The following is a 14,086-nucleotide window of genomic DNA, read 5'->3' on the forward strand; positions in this document are numbered from 1 at the left end:
TTTGTTATTCAGCGCCCATTTCTTTCAGCAGGTTGTCTGCGTGGTCGATGTGTTTCATGTTCCACAGCATGTAGCGCAGGTCGACCTGGATCGAACGGGTGTTGGCCTTGTTGTAGTCCCAATCGGAAATGATCGAGTCCAAGGTGCCATCGAAGGCCAGGCCGATGAATTCGCCTTTCGAGTTCAGCGCAGCCGAACCGGAATTGCCGCCGGTGATGTCCAGGGTCGCCAGGTAGTCGACCGGCACGGTTTTCAGTTTCGGATCGACGAATTTACCGAAGTCCTTGGCTTTGATCGCGGCCAGTTGATTTGCCGGTGCATTGAACTCGCCCTGGCCCGTGGCTTTGGCCACGACGCCATTGACGGTGGTGAACGCGGTCCAGGTGGTGCCGTCGGCGCCATGGTCACGGCCGGCAACTCGGCCGAAGGTGACGCGCAGGGTGCTGTTGGCGTCAGGATAGACGGCTTGGCCTTTGCTCTTCATGAAGGCAATTTTTGCCTTCATGTAGTTGGCGTAGGCTTGCTGGATCTTGCCTGCCAGTTCTTCGTCTTCCGCTTCGTTTTTCAGCGAATCCGGGTACATGGCGACGGCTGCCTGGATGAAGCTGTCCTTGCTGGCCTGGAATTCGGCTGGCGTGCGTTTCAGCCATGCTGCGCGCTCGGCCTTGTCGGCCAGCTTGCTGCCCGCATACAGTTTGTCCAGGGCGGCGGACAGGTCGGCTTGCGACATGCCGTCCTTGATGCCGATGGCGGCGTCAAAGCTGGCGCGGCGCTGTGCTGCCGGTTGCGCGGCGTACTTGGCCAGGCTGTTCAGTACCAGCGCCTTGTCGACTTTTTCATCGTAGGTGCGCTCGACCGACGTGATGCCCGCTTCCAGGCGTGGCAAGTCGCGCGACTGGTAGCCGGACTTGCGTTCCGTGTCGGCCTTGGTGCTTTCGTTGGACAGGCGGTACAGGCTGCGTGCCGTGTTCAGCAGGCGTGGCTGTGCGTAGCCCAGGAAGAAATCGCGCTTGGTGTCGGCATCGCGCTCGGCGATCAGCTTTTCCACTTGCTCGATGTCGCCGGCAAATTCCGCCTTGCGGGCAGCATTCGCGTTGACCCAGGTTTTCAGGGCTTCATGTTCTGCCGTCTTGCGTGCCAGGAAGTCGCTGCCCGCGTACGAATCGAGCATGCCTTGGCGGTTCTTGTAGTAATTGTTCACGCCAGCCACCTGGCCCGCGTATTTCAGGGCAACATCCTTGTTGTCCTTGGTTTCGCGCGCGATGATGGCCAGGGTTTCGCCCGACGCTTTCACGAAGGCCGGGTAGTTCCAGTCAAACGTGAATGCCACTTCCGATGGCAGGCGGTGACGGTTGGTGCGGCCAGGGTAGCCCAGCGCCATGACGAAATCGCCTTCTTTCAAGCCATCCTTGGCCAGTTTCAGCACGTGTTTTGGCTGGTATGGCACGTTGTCCTTGCTGAAGTCGGCAGCTTTGCCGTCCTTGCTGACGTAGGCGCGGTAGAAACCGTAGTCGCCCGTGTGGCGTGGCCACATCCAGTTGTCGGTGTCGCCGCCGAACTTGCCCACGCCGGCAGGAGGCGCGTGCACCAGGCGCACGTCGCGGATTTCCAGTTGCTTGATCAGGTAGAACTCCAGGCCGCCGTAGTAGCTCGACACGGTGCAGCGGAAACCGGCTTCTTTTTCGCATTCGGCGACCAGTTTCTTCTGGTTTTTCTCGATCGCGTCGATGCGTGCCTTGCCTTGCAGCTTGGCCACGTCGGCGGTGATGATCTTGTCGCTGACATTGGTCACGGCGGAGGTGACGAAGATGCGGCTGCCTGGGGCGGCCGGCAATTCTTCAGCGAACGTCTTGGCCAGGAAACCGTTGGCCAGCAAATCGCGCTCCTTGGTCGAATTGACCGCTACGCTGTTGTAGACGCAATGGTGGTTGGTGGCAACCAGGCCTTGCGGCGAGACGAACGAGGCCGAGCAACCGCCCAGGCTGACGATGGCGCCCATCGGGAACTCGGTCAGTTTGGTCAGGGTGGTCGGATCGAGTTTCAGTCCGGCCGCTTTCAGTTCCTTGGCTACTTGTGGCAGCTGTTGGGGCATCCACATGCCTTCGTCGGCGTGTGCGAAGTTGCTCAGGATGGCGAGCGCGATTAAAGATTTTTTCATTCGAGTTCTAGTCTTTTACATGAAGGGAAGTCGGAACCAACGTGTACCCAGTGTTTTTTCTCAGCGGGCGACCTAGAGTATCCGCACCGAACTCGCACTAGTCAATCACATTTTCCCGGCGGCATGTTTGTAGTTGCTTGTTTAAATGACACTATTTTCGGTGTCACAGGGGCAGAAAGCGGCTGCCAGCTGGCATTTTCCCGTGCCGCGGCTGTGGTATTGTCCATACAATTGTCCTGGCAGCAATAAAAATGGCCGGGCGCCTGCGCGGCCCGGCCATTTGCGGATGTGCTGCTTTTGGTCTGCTTAGCGTATTTTGCCGCGGCGCAAAAGATTCACGATGCCCAGCAGGATCACGGCGCCCAGGAACGAGACGAGCAGCGAAGACAGGCTGAAATTGTCGCTGTTGATGGTACCCGTGCCGAACAGGGGCGCCAGCAGCCAGCCGCCCAGAAAGGCGCCGACGATACCGACGACGATATTGAGGAAGATGCCCTGCTGCGCATCCGTTTTCATGACCATGCTGGCCAGCCAGCCGATGACACCGCCAATAACGATCCAGATAATGAAATTCATGTAATCCTCCGCGCGATGGATGAGTGGTTGTGCCAGAGCGGTGCGGCCTGCACGTCATGGCAAATTGATACTGATGCCGCACGATAGAAAAGTCCAGCGGATTCGCATGGCGCATGCAAAAGCCCGCCTGGCTGCGGGCAGTGAGGCGGGCTTGTCATGCGGCAAGGCAGTGTTTAATCGGCCTTGATGGCTTCCACCTGGATGGCCAGCTTGACTTCCGGCGAGAACGCCGGCATGCCGTAGTTCAAGCCAAAGTCGCTGCGCTTGAATTCTGCCGTGGCATCGGCGCCGCACACTTCACGCTTGTAGCGCGGGTGCATGATGCACTTGAACTTGCTCACGTTCAACTTGACGGGCTTGGTCACGCCCAGCAGGGTCAGTTCGCCATCGACTTCCACCAGCTGCTCGCCGTTGAACTTGAGCGACTTGCTCTTGTAGGTGATTTCAGGGAATTTCTCGACGTTGAACATGTCCGCTTTCTTCGCGTGCGTGTTCATGGCGTCCAGGCCGAAGTCGATCGAATCGGCATCGATGACGAGGTCCAGGCTGCCCGCCTTGGCGGCGCGGTCCAGGGTGACCGTCCCCTTGGTCTTGTTGAACTTGCCACGCCACACGGACATGCCCATGTGATCGGCTTCGAAGCTGGGGAACGTGTGCGTCGGGTCGAGGTTGTAGGTGTCGGTAGCGGCCATGGCCGAACCCGCGCCGGCGGCTGCCAGCACGGCGATCATCAAGTGCTTAAGTTTCATCAATATCCTAAAAAGAATCGGTTGGTGGTGTGATTTTAATCAGTAACGGTTGAAAAACGTTCAGGGCAAGGCGCCTTGCCGAAGGCAGTACGAATAGTACGACGAGGCAAGAGCAACGCAGTCATGGACGTTTTCTCAGGTGTTACTGCGCAGCGACGTGGAACTTGATGGTGACCTCGTCGGCAACCATGCTCGTGTCTTTCCACTCGCCTTCGCCGATGTTGTAGGTCAGGCGCTTGATCGGCAGGGCGCCGTCGAACGCATATTTACCGCCGTCGGCTTTCACCGTCAGGGGGAAGGTCACGTCGGTGGTCTTGCCTTTGATGCTCAGCTTGCCGCTGACCGTCAGCTTGCCCGCGCCGGCGGCCTTGATGCTGCTCGAGACGAAGGTGGCTTTCGGGAACTGGGCCGCGTTGAACCATTCTTTCTTGGCCACTTCCTTGTTGTATTCCGGGTCGCCGATATCGATGCTGGCCGTCTCGATTTCCACCGATGCTTTCGACGCATCCGGCGTGGCCGGGTTGTAATCGATGGCGATATTGAATTTCTTGAACTTCGCTTCCACGGGCACGTTCATTTGCTTGAACACGGCCGACACGCTGGTCTTGGCGGGATCGACTTTCAGCAGGGTGGCGGCAGTGGCGGCCACGGACAGGCCCAGCAGGGAAGCGAGGACGATGCGTTGGGTGGTTTTCATCTTATTTTTCCTGGAGTTTCAGTGAGCAAGGGTGAAGTCGGTGTTACGGCAGCATGCGTTTCAGTACGCCATCGCGGTCGATGAACTGGTGCTTCAGCGCCGCCAGCACATGGGCGGCCACGGCGGCGGCCATCGTCATGTTCAGAACATAATGAATCTCTTTTAAAAGTGGCTTAAGTTCCGGGTTCGGCGCCATGATGACGGGCAGCTGGAACAGGCCCAGGTAGACCACGGGCACGCCGGCGGCCAGGGTGTACAGGTAGCCGGAGACGGGCACGGCGAAGATCAGGATGTACAGCAGCACGTGCATGGCGTCGGCCGCCTTCTTTTGCCAGGCCACCATGCTGGCAGGGTGCGGCGGCGGCACATTGGCCTTGCGCCACAGCAGACGGATGGCGGCGATAGCCAGCACGGTCACGCCCAGCCACTTATGCCACGAGAAATATTTGAGCTTGGTGGGCGTCAGGCCGGGAATATCGACCATGACCAGGCCCATGACGAAGGCGCTGATGATCAGCAGGGCGGTCAGCCAGTGCAGGATGATGGCGGTGGTGGTGTAGCGTTGCATCGACGGCTTTCTTGAAAGTAGTACGTGTTAGGACTAATTCGGCCTAATATACCAAAGAAAAGCAAATTGCGCTGCGTGCTGCAGATTCTACAAGAAAGATTGCCGGAAAAACCGCGGGGCGGGCAGCATTTGTGTGCTGGCCGCCCCGCGGGAGTGGGATCGTGAAGATCCCCATGTGGAAACTGCTTAGATGGCTTTGGCCAATTGCGCGGCGATACCGATGTAGTTAGCCGGCGTCATGGTCAGGAGCACGTCCTTGGCATCCTGCGGAATGGCCAGGCCATTGACGAAGGTTTGCAGCGCTTCTTTCGAGATGCCCTTGCCGCGCGTCAGCTCTTTCAGCTGCTCGTACGGGTTTTCGATGCCATAGCGGCGCATCACGGTTTGTACGGGCTCGGCCAGCACTTCCCACGTCGCGTCCAGGTCTTGCTCCAGGCGCGCGTGGTTCACTTCCAGCTTGTTCAGGCCGCGCAGGCAGCTGTCATAGGCCAGCAGGGTGTAACCGAGGCCCACGCCGATATTGCGCAGTACGGTCGAGTCGGTCAGGTCGCGCTGCATGCGCGAGACGGGCAGTTTTTCCGACAGGTGTTTCAGCACGGCATTGGCCAGGCCCAGGTTGCCTTCCGAGTTTTCGAAGTCGATCGGGTTGACCTTGTGCGGCATGGTCGAGGAACCGATTTCGCCCGCTTTCAGTTTTTGCTTGAAGTAGCCCAGCGACACGTACGTCCAGATGTCGCGGTTCAGGTCCAGCAAGATCGTGTTGGCGCGCGCGAAGGCGTCGAACAGCTCGGCCATGTAGTCATGCGGCTCGATCTGGATGGTGTACGGATTGAACACCAGGCCCAGGCGCTGTTCGATGACGGCCTGCGAGAATGCCGGCCAGTCGAAGCCGGGGTAGGCCGACAGGTGGGCGTTGTAGTTGCCGACGGCGCCATTCATCTTGCCGAGGATTTCCACTTGCTCGATGCGTTTCACGGCGCGCTGCAGGCGGGCCACGACGTTGGCAAATTCCTTGCCCAGGGTGGTCGGGCTGGCCGTCTGGCCGTGCGTGCGCGACAGCATCGGCACGTCCGCATTGTCGTGCGCGATTTGCGTCAGCTTGGCCACCAGGCCGTTCAATGCGGGCAGCATCACGCCATCGCGGGCCGCTTTCAGCATCATGCCGTGCGAAGTGTTGTTGATGTCTTCCGAGGTACAGGCGAAATGGATGAATTCCGACGCCGCCACCAGTTCCGGCACGTCCGCCACTTGTTCCTTCAGCCAGTACTCGACGGCCTTGACGTCATGGTTGGTGACCGCTTCGATGGCCTTGATGCGGGCCGCGTCGGCTTCCGAGAAGTCGGCTGCCATCTTGTCGAGCAGGGCGCTCGCTTCGGCCGAAAACGGCTTGATTTCAGCGAAACCGGCTTGCGACAGCGCTTGCAGCCAGGAGATTTCCACTTTCACGCGGTGGTGCATGAAACCGGCTTCGGACAGGATCGGGCGCAGCAGATCGGTCTTGCTGGCGTAGCGGCCATCGAGCGGAGACAGGGCCGACAGCGTGGAATACGGAGTAGTAGAAGTCATGAGAGCGGACGCAAGTTAAAGAAACGGTTGGCGCGTGGCGCGCGGGGAGGGCAGGGCTATTGCAATACAGCAACACTGACGGCGCCACAGTAAAGGGCGATTTTACCACCGCTGGCCGCTGGCCAGCCGTCCGTTGGCCGCCGGCGCAGCGCAATTTGGCCGAATCCGGCCCCGATGCGGCGTGCCTGCCACACCCGCCGGGCCGCCGGGCGCGTGCTGCCAAACAGCGCTGCTGCCGATGCTATACTGCTTGCTGCTCCCTTACCTTAAAGTACCTATGAAACTGATCGGTTCCCTCGCCAGCCCGTATGTCCGCAAAGCCCGTATCGTGCTGGCGGAAAAAAAGCTCGACTATGTCTTCGAGCTGGAAAACGTGTGGGTGCCGGAAACCCGCATCGCCCAGGCCAATCCGCTGGGCAAGGTGCCCTGCCTGGTGATGGAGGATGGCAGCACCTTGATCGATTCGAAAGTCATCGTCGAATACCTCGACACGCTCACGCCCGTGTGCAAGCTGCTGCCGGCCGGCGGCAATGGCCGCGAGCGGGCCGACATCAAGAACTGGGAAGCGCTGGCCGACGGCATTCTCGACGCGGGTGTGCTGGTGCGCCTGGAGCGCACGCAGCGCCCGCCCGAACAGCAAAGCGCGGCCTGGATCGCGCGCCAGCTGGACAAAGTCACCCTGGGCCTGGCGGCGCTGGAAGCGCGCCTGGGCGAGAGTGCATATTGCGCCGGCAAGAACTACACCCTGGCCGACGTGGCCGTGGGCTGCACCCTCGGCTGGCTCAGCTTCCGCTTCCCGGAAATCGACTGGCGCGCCGATCACCCCGCGCTGGCGCGCCTGTTCGACAAACTGTCCGAGCGGCCATCGTTCAAGGACACCGTGCCGCAATAAGGCGCGGACGTAAAAAAACCGGCGATTGCCGGTTTTTTTATCTGCCTCGAAGAAAAATTACTCTTCAATCGCCATCTGGCTTTGCAGGTAGTTCTGGATGCCGACTTTGGCGATCAGGTCGATCTGCGTTTCCAGCCAGTCGATATGTTCTTCCGTGTCTTCCAGGATCATCAGGAACAGGTCGCGCGAGACGTAGTCGCCCGCTTTTTCGCTGATGGCGATGCCTTCTTTGACGGTGGCGTGCGCGGCGCGTTCCAGCTTCAAGTCGCATTCCAGCATTTCCGGCGTGTTCTCGCCGATCAGCAGCTTGTGCAGCGCTTGCAGGTTCGGCAGGCCGTCGAGCATCAGGATGCGGTCGATCAGCTTGTCGGCGTGTTTCATTTCGCCGATCGATTCTTCGTATTCCTTCTTGCCCAGCTTTTCCAGGCCCCAGTGCTTGTACATGCGCGCATGCAGGAAGTACTGGTTGATGGCCGACAGTTCGTTGGTGAGCTGTGCGTTGAGCATGCGGATGACTTCTTTATCGCCCTTCATGGGATTTCCTTTGTTCTGTGTCGCGTTCGATGATGAAACCGGAGGCTGCTGGCGTTCACTGCCGGGTGGCGCTGGCTGCCTGGTGGCGCGCAGGTTGCCGGTTTCGCTATGCCCGCATGATAGCGCAAAATATGGGCGATTTCGGGCGGTAAACGGCATTTTTCCGTCTTTTTAACGTAAATATCGTGCGAATAAAACCCATTCTCAAATGGATTGGCACATTTTTCCGTTTTTTATTTGTTAAGGAAAATGAAGGCCATTCTCATTCGCGTTCATGCTGCTATTTGGCCGCCGTTGGTGCGCCTGCATGGCCGTGCTGAAAAGGCGGGAAATGTTGCTCCGTTCTTGCTTTTGTGTCTTCTTGGCCGCTGCCGGCGATGCGATAATCAGGCAGCGATATTTACTGAAAAAGGATAGCAAGATGATGCTGCATATACCCGGCGTGCTGACGCCGGAACAGGTCACGCAGTTTCGCCAGCGCCTGGCGCAGACGGACTGGGTCGACGGGCGCGCCAGCGTCGGGGCGCAAGGCGCGCAAGTCAAGCGCAACCGCCAGCTGGCGGAAGGTTCGCCGCTGGCGCTGGAACTGGGCGAGATCGTCAGCCGCGCGCTGATGGCCAATCCCCTGTTCTTTTCCGCCGTGCTGCCGCTGCGCATCCTGCCGCCGTTCTTCAACAGCTATGCGGGCGGCGAACACTATGGCCTGCATATCGACGGCGCCATCCGCACGCCGAAAAACGGCATGCAATCGATGCGCGCCGACGTCTCGTCGACCGTGTTCCTGAGCGAACCGGACGAGTACGAAGGCGGCGAGCTGGTGGTGGTCGATGCGTATGGCACGCATGAAGTGAAATTGCCGGCCGGCGACGTGATCGTGTATCCGTCGAGCAGCGTGCATCAGGTGCTGCCCGTCACCAGCGGCGAGCGCATCTGCTCCTTCCTGTGGACGCAAAGCATGGTGCGCGAGGATTGGAAGCGCAGCATGCTGTTTGAGCTCGATCAAAACATCCAGAGCGTGCGCGGAGAACACGGCGATTCGCCGGCGACGGTGGGCTTGACCGGGCATTATCACAACCTGCTCAGGATGTGGGCGGAGATGTAGCGCGCAAAAAAAAGTCTGCCTGGCCCGGGGATGTAGGCTGGCAGACTGAAACAAGCAGTTGCTTGACTGGTACAGAAAACAGGGCGCAAAAAAGCAAGCAGGGCACAGGGTGCGGTGCTTGCGGGCTGGCAGCGGCGCAAGGGCCGCCGGAAGGCTAGCTCAGTTGGAAGGTCAGCGGTACTAACACGTACACGGGAACAGGCTTGCCGTTTTCGATCATCGGCTTGAACAGCGCGCGCTGGGCTGCCTGGCGGCCTGCTTCATCGAGGTTGCCGTAGCCGGTCGATTTATGGATCAGGATTTGCTCGGGCAAGCCCTTTTCATTGATCAGGATGCGCAACACCACGGTGCCGCTCTCGCCCAGGCGGCGCGACAGATTCGGGTAGATCAGTTGCGGCGCCTTGATGTATTCGACGCTGCTGACGGTGCGCGGCGTCGACGGCGCCGGAGGCGTGGGCGACGGTGTCGATGGCGCTGTCGGCGCAGCGGTGGCAACCGGTGCCGCTTCGGCGCGCGTCGGCTGCGGCGGCGTGATCGTCGGTTCGCTCGGCGCCACGGCGATCAGCGGCAGCGGCGGGATCACGGCGCGCGGCACGGGGGCGCTCAATTCCACGGTTTTCGGTACGGACGGCGCTGGCGGCTTGGGCGGCGCCGGCGGGGCGATGATGCTGATGGTGGTGATGGTCGGCATGGCCGCCGTGACCACACGGCTCAGCAGGCCGCTCTGGATGGCGTAAAAGCCGGCGATGTGCAGGACGACGATGGCCATCAGCGGCGCGAATTTGTTGCGCTTCTTGTCGAAGTCGGCAAATTGCTGCACGGCCTGCACCGTTACGGGCGGGGGCATCATCGTCATGGCGTTCATCGCTTTCTTTAGTTTGTCAGTACAGCTCGCATCAATACGGTTTCTTGCAGCGCCACGGTGGCGTTCAGGTGATCGTTCAGCACTTCCCGCGCGCAGGTGTGGCATTTGCCGCAGCAGGTGGCCACGCCCAGGTCGCGGCGCAGTTCGGCCATGCTGGACAGGCCAAGATCGACGGCTTGACGGATTTCACGATCAGATATGTTGTTGCAGACACATACAATCATTGATACACCTTCTGGCTGGAGGATGAACAGACACTAGTGCTGGAAAGCATTGTTGCTAGTGTTTTAATGAGAATCATTATCATTACGTTTCATTGTCGCGCAAAGCTGGGGACAATGCAAGTGATTTTGATCAAGTGTGCGGCAGTTGGCGGCCTGGCGCCGCAGCTTCACAGGCCATGTTTCCGAATGACGCAGCCCTTGATGGGGGCGGCTCTCCGGGCTAAATAAAAACTATTCGCATTCATGTTTATAATGCTGGTATTGTCTCGGACGGTCGCCGTCTGGACAGATTGAATGGCCGCTTGTCGGTAATGCGCAACAGTTGCGTTTTACCTCACAAACCTGGAACCGGTGCGAGGCGCCTTGCGCCGTCGCCGGTATCAGGTGTTCTTAATTTGAACGGAATTTGCTCATGACTCTAGTTCCACCCATGATGACGCTCGATGCGCTGGCAGTCGGCCAGAGCGGCACGGTGTTGCATATCACGCCCCACACGGCAGGACAGACGGAGGACGGCGTCGACCTGGCCCGCCGCTTGATGGAGCTGGGGTTCGTTCCCGGCGAACGAATCCGCATGCTCAAGCGCGGCATTCCCGGCGGCGATCCGCTGGCCATCAAGGTCGGCAATGCCACGTTCGCACTGCGCCGCTTCGAAGCGGCGCTGATTACGATTCAACCGCTGCTTCAACCGGAATGACCATGGGTGCTGTCGAAACTATCGTGGATGCAGGCGTGCACAAGCCGCAGCATCAGCCACAAATTGCCTTGCTGGGCAATCCGAACTGCGGCAAGACCGCCCTGTTCAACCGTTTGACGGGCGCGCGCCAGAAAGTGGCGAACTACGCCGGCGTGACCATCGAGCGCAAGGAAGGCCATTTCACCTCGCCAGCCGGCAAGCCCGTGCGCCTGCTCGACCTGCCGGGCGCCTACAGCCTGTCGGCCACCACGCCCGATGAAGCCATCACGCGCGACGTGGTGGGCGGCTTGCGCCGCGGCGACCCGCGTCCGGACGCCATCATCTGCGTTGTCGACGCCACCAACCTGCGCCTGAATCTGCGCCTGGTGCTGGAAGTCAAGCGCCTGGGCCTGCCCATGCTGCTGGCCCTGAACATGACGGACGTGGCGCGCAAGCGCGGCATGCTGATCGACACGGTGAAACTGTCGCAGGAACTGGGCATGCCCGTGGTGGAAACCGTGGCGGTGCAGCACGATGGCGAAAAAGCCTTGCTGAACGCCATCGACGCCATGCTGCCGCTGCCGGCCGTGGAAGCGAAACCGCTGGCGGCCATCGATGCCGTCACCGTCGAAGAAACCCAGCGCGAAGTGCGCCGCATCCTGTCCGCCGTCAGCAATGACACGAGCGACAAGGGCAACCTGACGGAAAAGATCGACGACGTGGTGCTGCACCCCGTGTTCGGTCCCATTATCCTGGCCGTGCTGATGTTCCTGATCTTCCAGGCCGTGTTTGCCTGGGCCGCCACGCCGATGGAAATGATCACCGATGGCGTGGGCCACCTGGGCGCCGTACTGACGGCGAACATGCCAGACGGTCACCTGAAAAGCTTGCTGGTGGAAGGCATCATCGGCGGCGTCGGCAGCGTGCTGGTGTTCCTGCCGCAGATCCTGATCCTGTTCTTCTTCATCCTGAGCCTGGAAGACTGCGGCTACCTGCCGCGCGCGGCCTTCCTGCTGGACCGCCTGATGGGCGGCGTGGGCCTGTCCGGCCGCGCCTTCATCCCGCTGCTGTCGAGCTTTGCCTGCGCCATTCCCGGCGTGATGGCGGCACGTACCATCCAGAATCCGCGCGACCGCCTGGTCACCATCATGATCGCGCCGCTGATGACGTGTTCGGCGCGCCTGCCCGTGTATGCGCTGATCATCGCCGCCTTCATCCCGGAACGCCAGGTATGGGGCTATCTGAGCCTGCAAGGCCTGGTGCTGTTCGTGCTGTACTTCGCCGGCATCATCTCGGCCATGGCCGTGGCCTGGGTCATGAAGCGCGGCATGGGCGTGCGCGGTAACCAGCCGCTGATGCTGGAATTGCCCGCCTATCACTGGCCGCACCTGCGCAACCTGGCCGTCAGCCTGTGGGAGCGCGCGAAAATCTTCCTCACGCGCGTCGGTACCATCATCCTGAGCCTGATGATCATCCTGTGGTTCCTCAGCACCTTCCCCGGCGCGCCGGATAACGCCATCCACCCGCCGATCTACTACAGCCTGGCCGGCATCCTGGGCCGCGGCCTGGAAGTGATCTTCGCGCCCATCGGCTTCAACTGGCAGATCTGCATCGCGCTGGTGCCGGGCATGGCGGCGCGCGAAGTGGCCGTCGGCGCCCTGGGCACCGTGTATGCGCTGTCGCAAACGGGCGACGCGCTGGCCACCACCCTGGAGCCGCTGATCGCCCATTCGTGGTCGTTGGCGACCGCGCTGTCCTTGCTGGCCTGGTATGTGTTCGCGCCGCAGTGCCTGTCGACGCTCTCCGTGGTCAAGCGCGAGACGGGTGGCTGGCGCTATCCGCTGCTGATGGCCGGCTACATGTTTGCGCTGGCGTATGCCGCCTCGTTCATCACGTATCGTGTCGCCCTGATGCTGGGCGCTTAGGAGAAAACCATGTGGCAAACCCTCATCGTCGCCCTGATCGTCGCAGCCGCGCTGCTGCATTTTTCGACCAAGTACCTGCCGGCGGGCGTGCGCCGCGCCATCGTGCGGGGCCTCGTGCGCTGCGGCCTCGATGAGGCGAAGATGTCGACCTTCTTCAAGGTGGCGCCGGGCTGCGGCAGCGGTTGCGGTTCCTGCGGCTCGTGCGACAGCCCGCCGCCGCCGTCAAGCACGCCGCCAGCCGATGGCAGCAGCAAGCGCGTGATCCTGATGCAGGTGCAGCGCCAAGACTGATGTACGTCTAGCCACGGGCGCGCCCGTGGGCTACACTGGGCTTTCCGCATGGCAAGGAGTGGCAATGGCGATACTGTTGATCTTCATGTTTTTGTTTGCGGTCGCCACCTGGCTGCTGGCCAGCCGGCGCGGCCGCCACGGGGGACTGTGGTTCGGCATCGGCCTGTTTCTCGGACCGTTTGCCTTGCTGGCGGTAGCGGCCTTGCCGCCGGTGCCGGCGCGCTGAGCTTGTATGATTAAAACCCGCAAGCGCGGGTTTTTTTACGCCTGCGCGTTCGCATGGCGCAGCCGGTACTGGCGCGGCGAGCAAGCCATGACGCGCTTGAAGGCGTGGCTGAAGGCGCTGTCGGAATCGTAGCCCAGCGCCTGCGCAATCAAGGTGACGGGTGCGCTGCCGTCCTTCAGGCGCCGCGTGGCCAGGCGCATGCGCCAGCGCAGCAAGTAGTCGAGCGGCGTCACGCCCACCCGCTTCTTGAAGTGCAGGGCAAAGGCGGAGCGCGACTGCCCCGCGACGGCGGCCAGCTGCGACAAGGTCCAGCGCCGCGCCGGTTGCGCGTGCATGGCTTCGATGGCGGCGCGCAGCCGGGGATCGGCCAGCGCGAACAGCCAGCCCACCGGGTGCGAGGCCTGCGCTTCAAGATACTGGCGCAGCATTTGCAGCAGCATCATGTGGCCCAGGTGGCGCGTCATCAGCGCCGCGCCGGGCGCCGTCGCCTGCAGTTCCTGCGCCAGCCGTTGCAAGGCCCAGTGCAGCACGCTGGCCTGGTCCGTATCGCCGCGCACGTGCAGCAGCGGCGGCAGGCAGTCGAGCAGGATGGCCGCCTCGTCGCCAAAGTGGAAGCGTCCGCCGATGAGGAAGAAATCGTGCTGCGGCGCGCCGTGGCGGGCCACGCCCTGCTGCGTGTACCGGTACACTTCCAGCGCTGGCGCGGCCGGCAAGCCGGGCGTGCTGGCCAGGGTGAACGCGCGTCCCGGCGCCAGCAGGAAGCAGTCGCCCGTCTGCAGCTGCACGGGAGCGTCGATGCCCGCGACCGTCAGCCAGCAAGCGCCTTCGATCACGGCGTTGAACTTGATGCCGTCCGGCGGCGGAAAGTCGATGGCCCACGCACCGCCCGCCTTCAGGCCGGCAAAGTAGGAGCTGCGCGTATCAAACAGCGAGAGTACATCGGAGAGCAAATCCATGGTGGCGGCAATTCTGGACGATGGCGATAGTATTACGGATTTTACGCCATTCACCGTCCAGAACAGCCCGCGCAAAATACG

The 14,086-nt window shown here is 61.3% G+C and carries 16 protein-coding genes; 6 read left to right on the top strand and 10 right to left on the bottom strand.

The features are described 5' to 3' along the window. Positions 1 to 4: 4 nt before the first annotated feature. The 6 genes from OX459_RS26740 to purB all read right to left on the bottom strand — a co-directional run bounded on the left by OX459_RS26740 (position 5) and on the right by purB (position 6,314). Positions 5 to 2,158 (bottom strand): S46 family peptidase, encoded by a 2,154-nt coding sequence (locus tag OX459_RS26740; RefSeq protein WP_251351326.1) that lies wholly within the window; start codon positions 2,156 to 2,158, stop codon positions 5 to 7. A 306-nt stretch (positions 2,159 to 2,464) separates the two neighbouring features. Beyond that, positions 2,465 to 2,734, bottom strand: coding sequence for a GlsB/YeaQ/YmgE family stress response membrane protein (locus tag OX459_RS26745; RefSeq protein WP_071075198.1), 270 nt, complete (start codon positions 2,732 to 2,734; stop codon positions 2,465 to 2,467). A gap of 173 nt (positions 2,735 to 2,907) precedes the next feature. Further along, positions 2,908 to 3,483, bottom strand: coding sequence for a YceI family protein (locus tag OX459_RS26750; RefSeq protein ID WP_077408818.1), 576 nt, complete (start codon positions 3,481 to 3,483; stop codon positions 2,908 to 2,910). Between the two features lie 142 nt (positions 3,484 to 3,625). Beyond that, complete coding sequence (locus OX459_RS26755; RefSeq protein ID WP_034778891.1) at positions 3,626 to 4,180, bottom strand: YceI family protein; 555 nt, start codon at positions 4,178 to 4,180, stop codon at positions 3,626 to 3,628. 43 nt (positions 4,181 to 4,223) lie between these two features. Continuing rightward, positions 4,224 to 4,748 carry a cytochrome b gene (locus tag OX459_RS26760; RefSeq protein WP_046684510.1) on the bottom strand — a complete coding sequence of 175 codons (525 nt, stop codon included), beginning with the start codon at positions 4,746 to 4,748 and terminating at the stop codon, positions 4,224 to 4,226. A gap of 186 nt (positions 4,749 to 4,934) precedes the next feature. Continuing rightward, positions 4,935 to 6,314, bottom strand: coding sequence for an adenylosuccinate lyase (gene purB / locus OX459_RS26765; RefSeq protein WP_289907273.1), 1,380 nt, complete (start codon positions 6,312 to 6,314; stop codon positions 4,935 to 4,937). Positions 6,315 to 6,591: 277 nt separating this feature from the next. Here purB and OX459_RS26770 point away from each other — a divergent pair, with 277 nt between their 5' ends. Beyond that, positions 6,592 to 7,206, top strand: a complete 615-nt coding sequence (locus OX459_RS26770; protein WP_099666233.1) for a glutathione S-transferase N-terminal domain-containing protein — start codon at positions 6,592 to 6,594, stop codon at positions 7,204 to 7,206. 57 nt (positions 7,207 to 7,263) lie between these two features. Here the strand turns inward: OX459_RS26770 and bfr are convergent, their stop codons facing one another. Continuing rightward, entirely contained in the window at positions 7,264 to 7,740 is a 477-nt protein-coding gene (gene bfr, locus OX459_RS26775; protein WP_034745609.1) for a bacterioferritin, read from the bottom strand. A 421-nt stretch (positions 7,741 to 8,161) separates the two neighbouring features. Here bfr and OX459_RS26780 point away from each other — a divergent pair, with 421 nt between their 5' ends. After that, entirely contained in the window at positions 8,162 to 8,842 is a 681-nt protein-coding gene (locus OX459_RS26780; RefSeq protein WP_077408815.1) for a Fe2+-dependent dioxygenase, read from the top strand. A gap of 154 nt (positions 8,843 to 8,996) precedes the next feature. Here OX459_RS26780 and OX459_RS26785 read toward each other — a convergent pair whose 3' ends face one another. Then, positions 8,997 to 9,698 carry an energy transducer TonB gene (locus OX459_RS26785; protein ID WP_077409313.1) on the bottom strand — a complete coding sequence of 234 codons (702 nt, stop codon included), beginning with the start codon at positions 9,696 to 9,698 and terminating at the stop codon, positions 8,997 to 8,999. Between the two features lie 17 nt (positions 9,699 to 9,715). Continuing rightward, on the bottom strand, positions 9,716 to 9,931 hold the full coding sequence (locus tag OX459_RS26790; protein ID WP_034745611.1) for a (2Fe-2S)-binding protein: 216 nt from the start codon (positions 9,929 to 9,931) through the stop codon (positions 9,716 to 9,718). 412 nt (positions 9,932 to 10,343) lie between these two features. On the opposite strand from OX459_RS26790, the gene OX459_RS26795 reads away from it, so the two are divergent. The 4 genes from OX459_RS26795 (at position 10,344) to OX459_RS26810 (ending at position 13,049) form a co-directional block, all read left to right on the top strand. Then, positions 10,344 to 10,628: a FeoA family protein gene (locus tag OX459_RS26795; protein ID WP_077408814.1), complete on the top strand. Its 285-nt coding sequence runs from the start codon at positions 10,344 to 10,346 to the stop codon at positions 10,626 to 10,628. A gap of 2 nt (positions 10,629 to 10,630) precedes the next feature. Then, positions 10,631 to 12,532, top strand: coding sequence for a ferrous iron transporter B (locus OX459_RS26800; RefSeq protein ID WP_289907274.1), 1,902 nt, complete (start codon positions 10,631 to 10,633; stop codon positions 12,530 to 12,532). A 9-nt stretch (positions 12,533 to 12,541) separates the two neighbouring features. Next, positions 12,542 to 12,823: a hypothetical protein gene (locus OX459_RS26805; protein WP_289900615.1), complete on the top strand. Its 282-nt coding sequence runs from the start codon at positions 12,542 to 12,544 to the stop codon at positions 12,821 to 12,823. Positions 12,824 to 12,887: 64 nt separating this feature from the next. Next, on the top strand, positions 12,888 to 13,049 hold the full coding sequence (locus tag OX459_RS26810; RefSeq protein WP_161784184.1) for a hypothetical protein: 162 nt from the start codon (positions 12,888 to 12,890) through the stop codon (positions 13,047 to 13,049). A 35-nt stretch (positions 13,050 to 13,084) separates the two neighbouring features. Here the strand turns inward: OX459_RS26810 and OX459_RS26815 are convergent, their stop codons facing one another. Beyond that, on the bottom strand, positions 13,085 to 14,005 hold the full coding sequence (locus tag OX459_RS26815) for an AraC family transcriptional regulator (protein ID WP_289907276.1): 921 nt from the start codon (positions 14,003 to 14,005) through the stop codon (positions 13,085 to 13,087). Between the last annotated feature and the right edge of the window lie 81 nt (positions 14,006 to 14,086).

The sequence above is a fragment of the Janthinobacterium sp. SUN026 genome (assembly GCF_030397625.1).
GTDB lineage: Bacteria > Pseudomonadota > Gammaproteobacteria > Burkholderiales > Burkholderiaceae_D > Janthinobacterium > Janthinobacterium kumbetense.

What these genes read in the sequence shown, in the direction of transcription:
- OX459_RS26800 (WP_289907274.1), top strand. Translation starts at nt 10,631, where the DNA reads ATGGGTGCTGTCGAAACTATCGTGGATGCAGGCGTGCACAAGCCGCAG.
- OX459_RS26750 (WP_077408818.1), bottom strand. Translation starts at nt 3,483, where the DNA reads ATGAAACTTAAGCACTTGATGATCGCCGTGCTGGCAGCCGCCGGCGCG.
- bfr (WP_034745609.1), bottom strand. Translation starts at nt 7,740, where the DNA reads ATGAAGGGCGATAAAGAAGTCATCCGCATGCTCAACGCACAGCTCACC.
- OX459_RS26745 (WP_071075198.1), bottom strand. Translation starts at nt 2,734, where the DNA reads ATGAATTTCATTATCTGGATCGTTATTGGCGGTGTCATCGGCTGGCTG.
- OX459_RS26760 (WP_046684510.1), bottom strand. Translation starts at nt 4,748, where the DNA reads ATGCAACGCTACACCACCACCGCCATCATCCTGCACTGGCTGACCGCC.
- OX459_RS26805 (WP_289900615.1), top strand. Translation starts at nt 12,542, where the DNA reads ATGTGGCAAACCCTCATCGTCGCCCTGATCGTCGCAGCCGCGCTGCTG.
- OX459_RS26785 (WP_077409313.1), bottom strand. Translation starts at nt 9,698, where the DNA reads ATGACGATGATGCCCCCGCCCGTAACGGTGCAGGCCGTGCAGCAATTT.
- OX459_RS26815 (WP_289907276.1), bottom strand. Translation starts at nt 14,005, where the DNA reads ATGGATTTGCTCTCCGATGTACTCTCGCTGTTTGATACGCGCAGCTCC.
- OX459_RS26780 (WP_077408815.1), top strand. Translation starts at nt 8,162, where the DNA reads ATGATGCTGCATATACCCGGCGTGCTGACGCCGGAACAGGTCACGCAG.
- OX459_RS26770 (WP_099666233.1), top strand. Translation starts at nt 6,592, where the DNA reads ATGAAACTGATCGGTTCCCTCGCCAGCCCGTATGTCCGCAAAGCCCGT.
- purB (WP_289907273.1), bottom strand. Translation starts at nt 6,314, where the DNA reads ATGACTTCTACTACTCCGTATTCCACGCTGTCGGCCCTGTCTCCGCTC.
- OX459_RS26755 (WP_034778891.1), bottom strand. Translation starts at nt 4,180, where the DNA reads ATGAAAACCACCCAACGCATCGTCCTCGCTTCCCTGCTGGGCCTGTCC.
- OX459_RS26740 (WP_251351326.1), bottom strand. Translation starts at nt 2,158, where the DNA reads ATGAAAAAATCTTTAATCGCGCTCGCCATCCTGAGCAACTTCGCACAC.
- OX459_RS26790 (WP_034745611.1), bottom strand. Translation starts at nt 9,931, where the DNA reads ATGATTGTATGTGTCTGCAACAACATATCTGATCGTGAAATCCGTCAA.
- OX459_RS26795 (WP_077408814.1), top strand. Translation starts at nt 10,344, where the DNA reads ATGACTCTAGTTCCACCCATGATGACGCTCGATGCGCTGGCAGTCGGC.
- OX459_RS26810 (WP_161784184.1), top strand. Translation starts at nt 12,888, where the DNA reads ATGGCGATACTGTTGATCTTCATGTTTTTGTTTGCGGTCGCCACCTGG.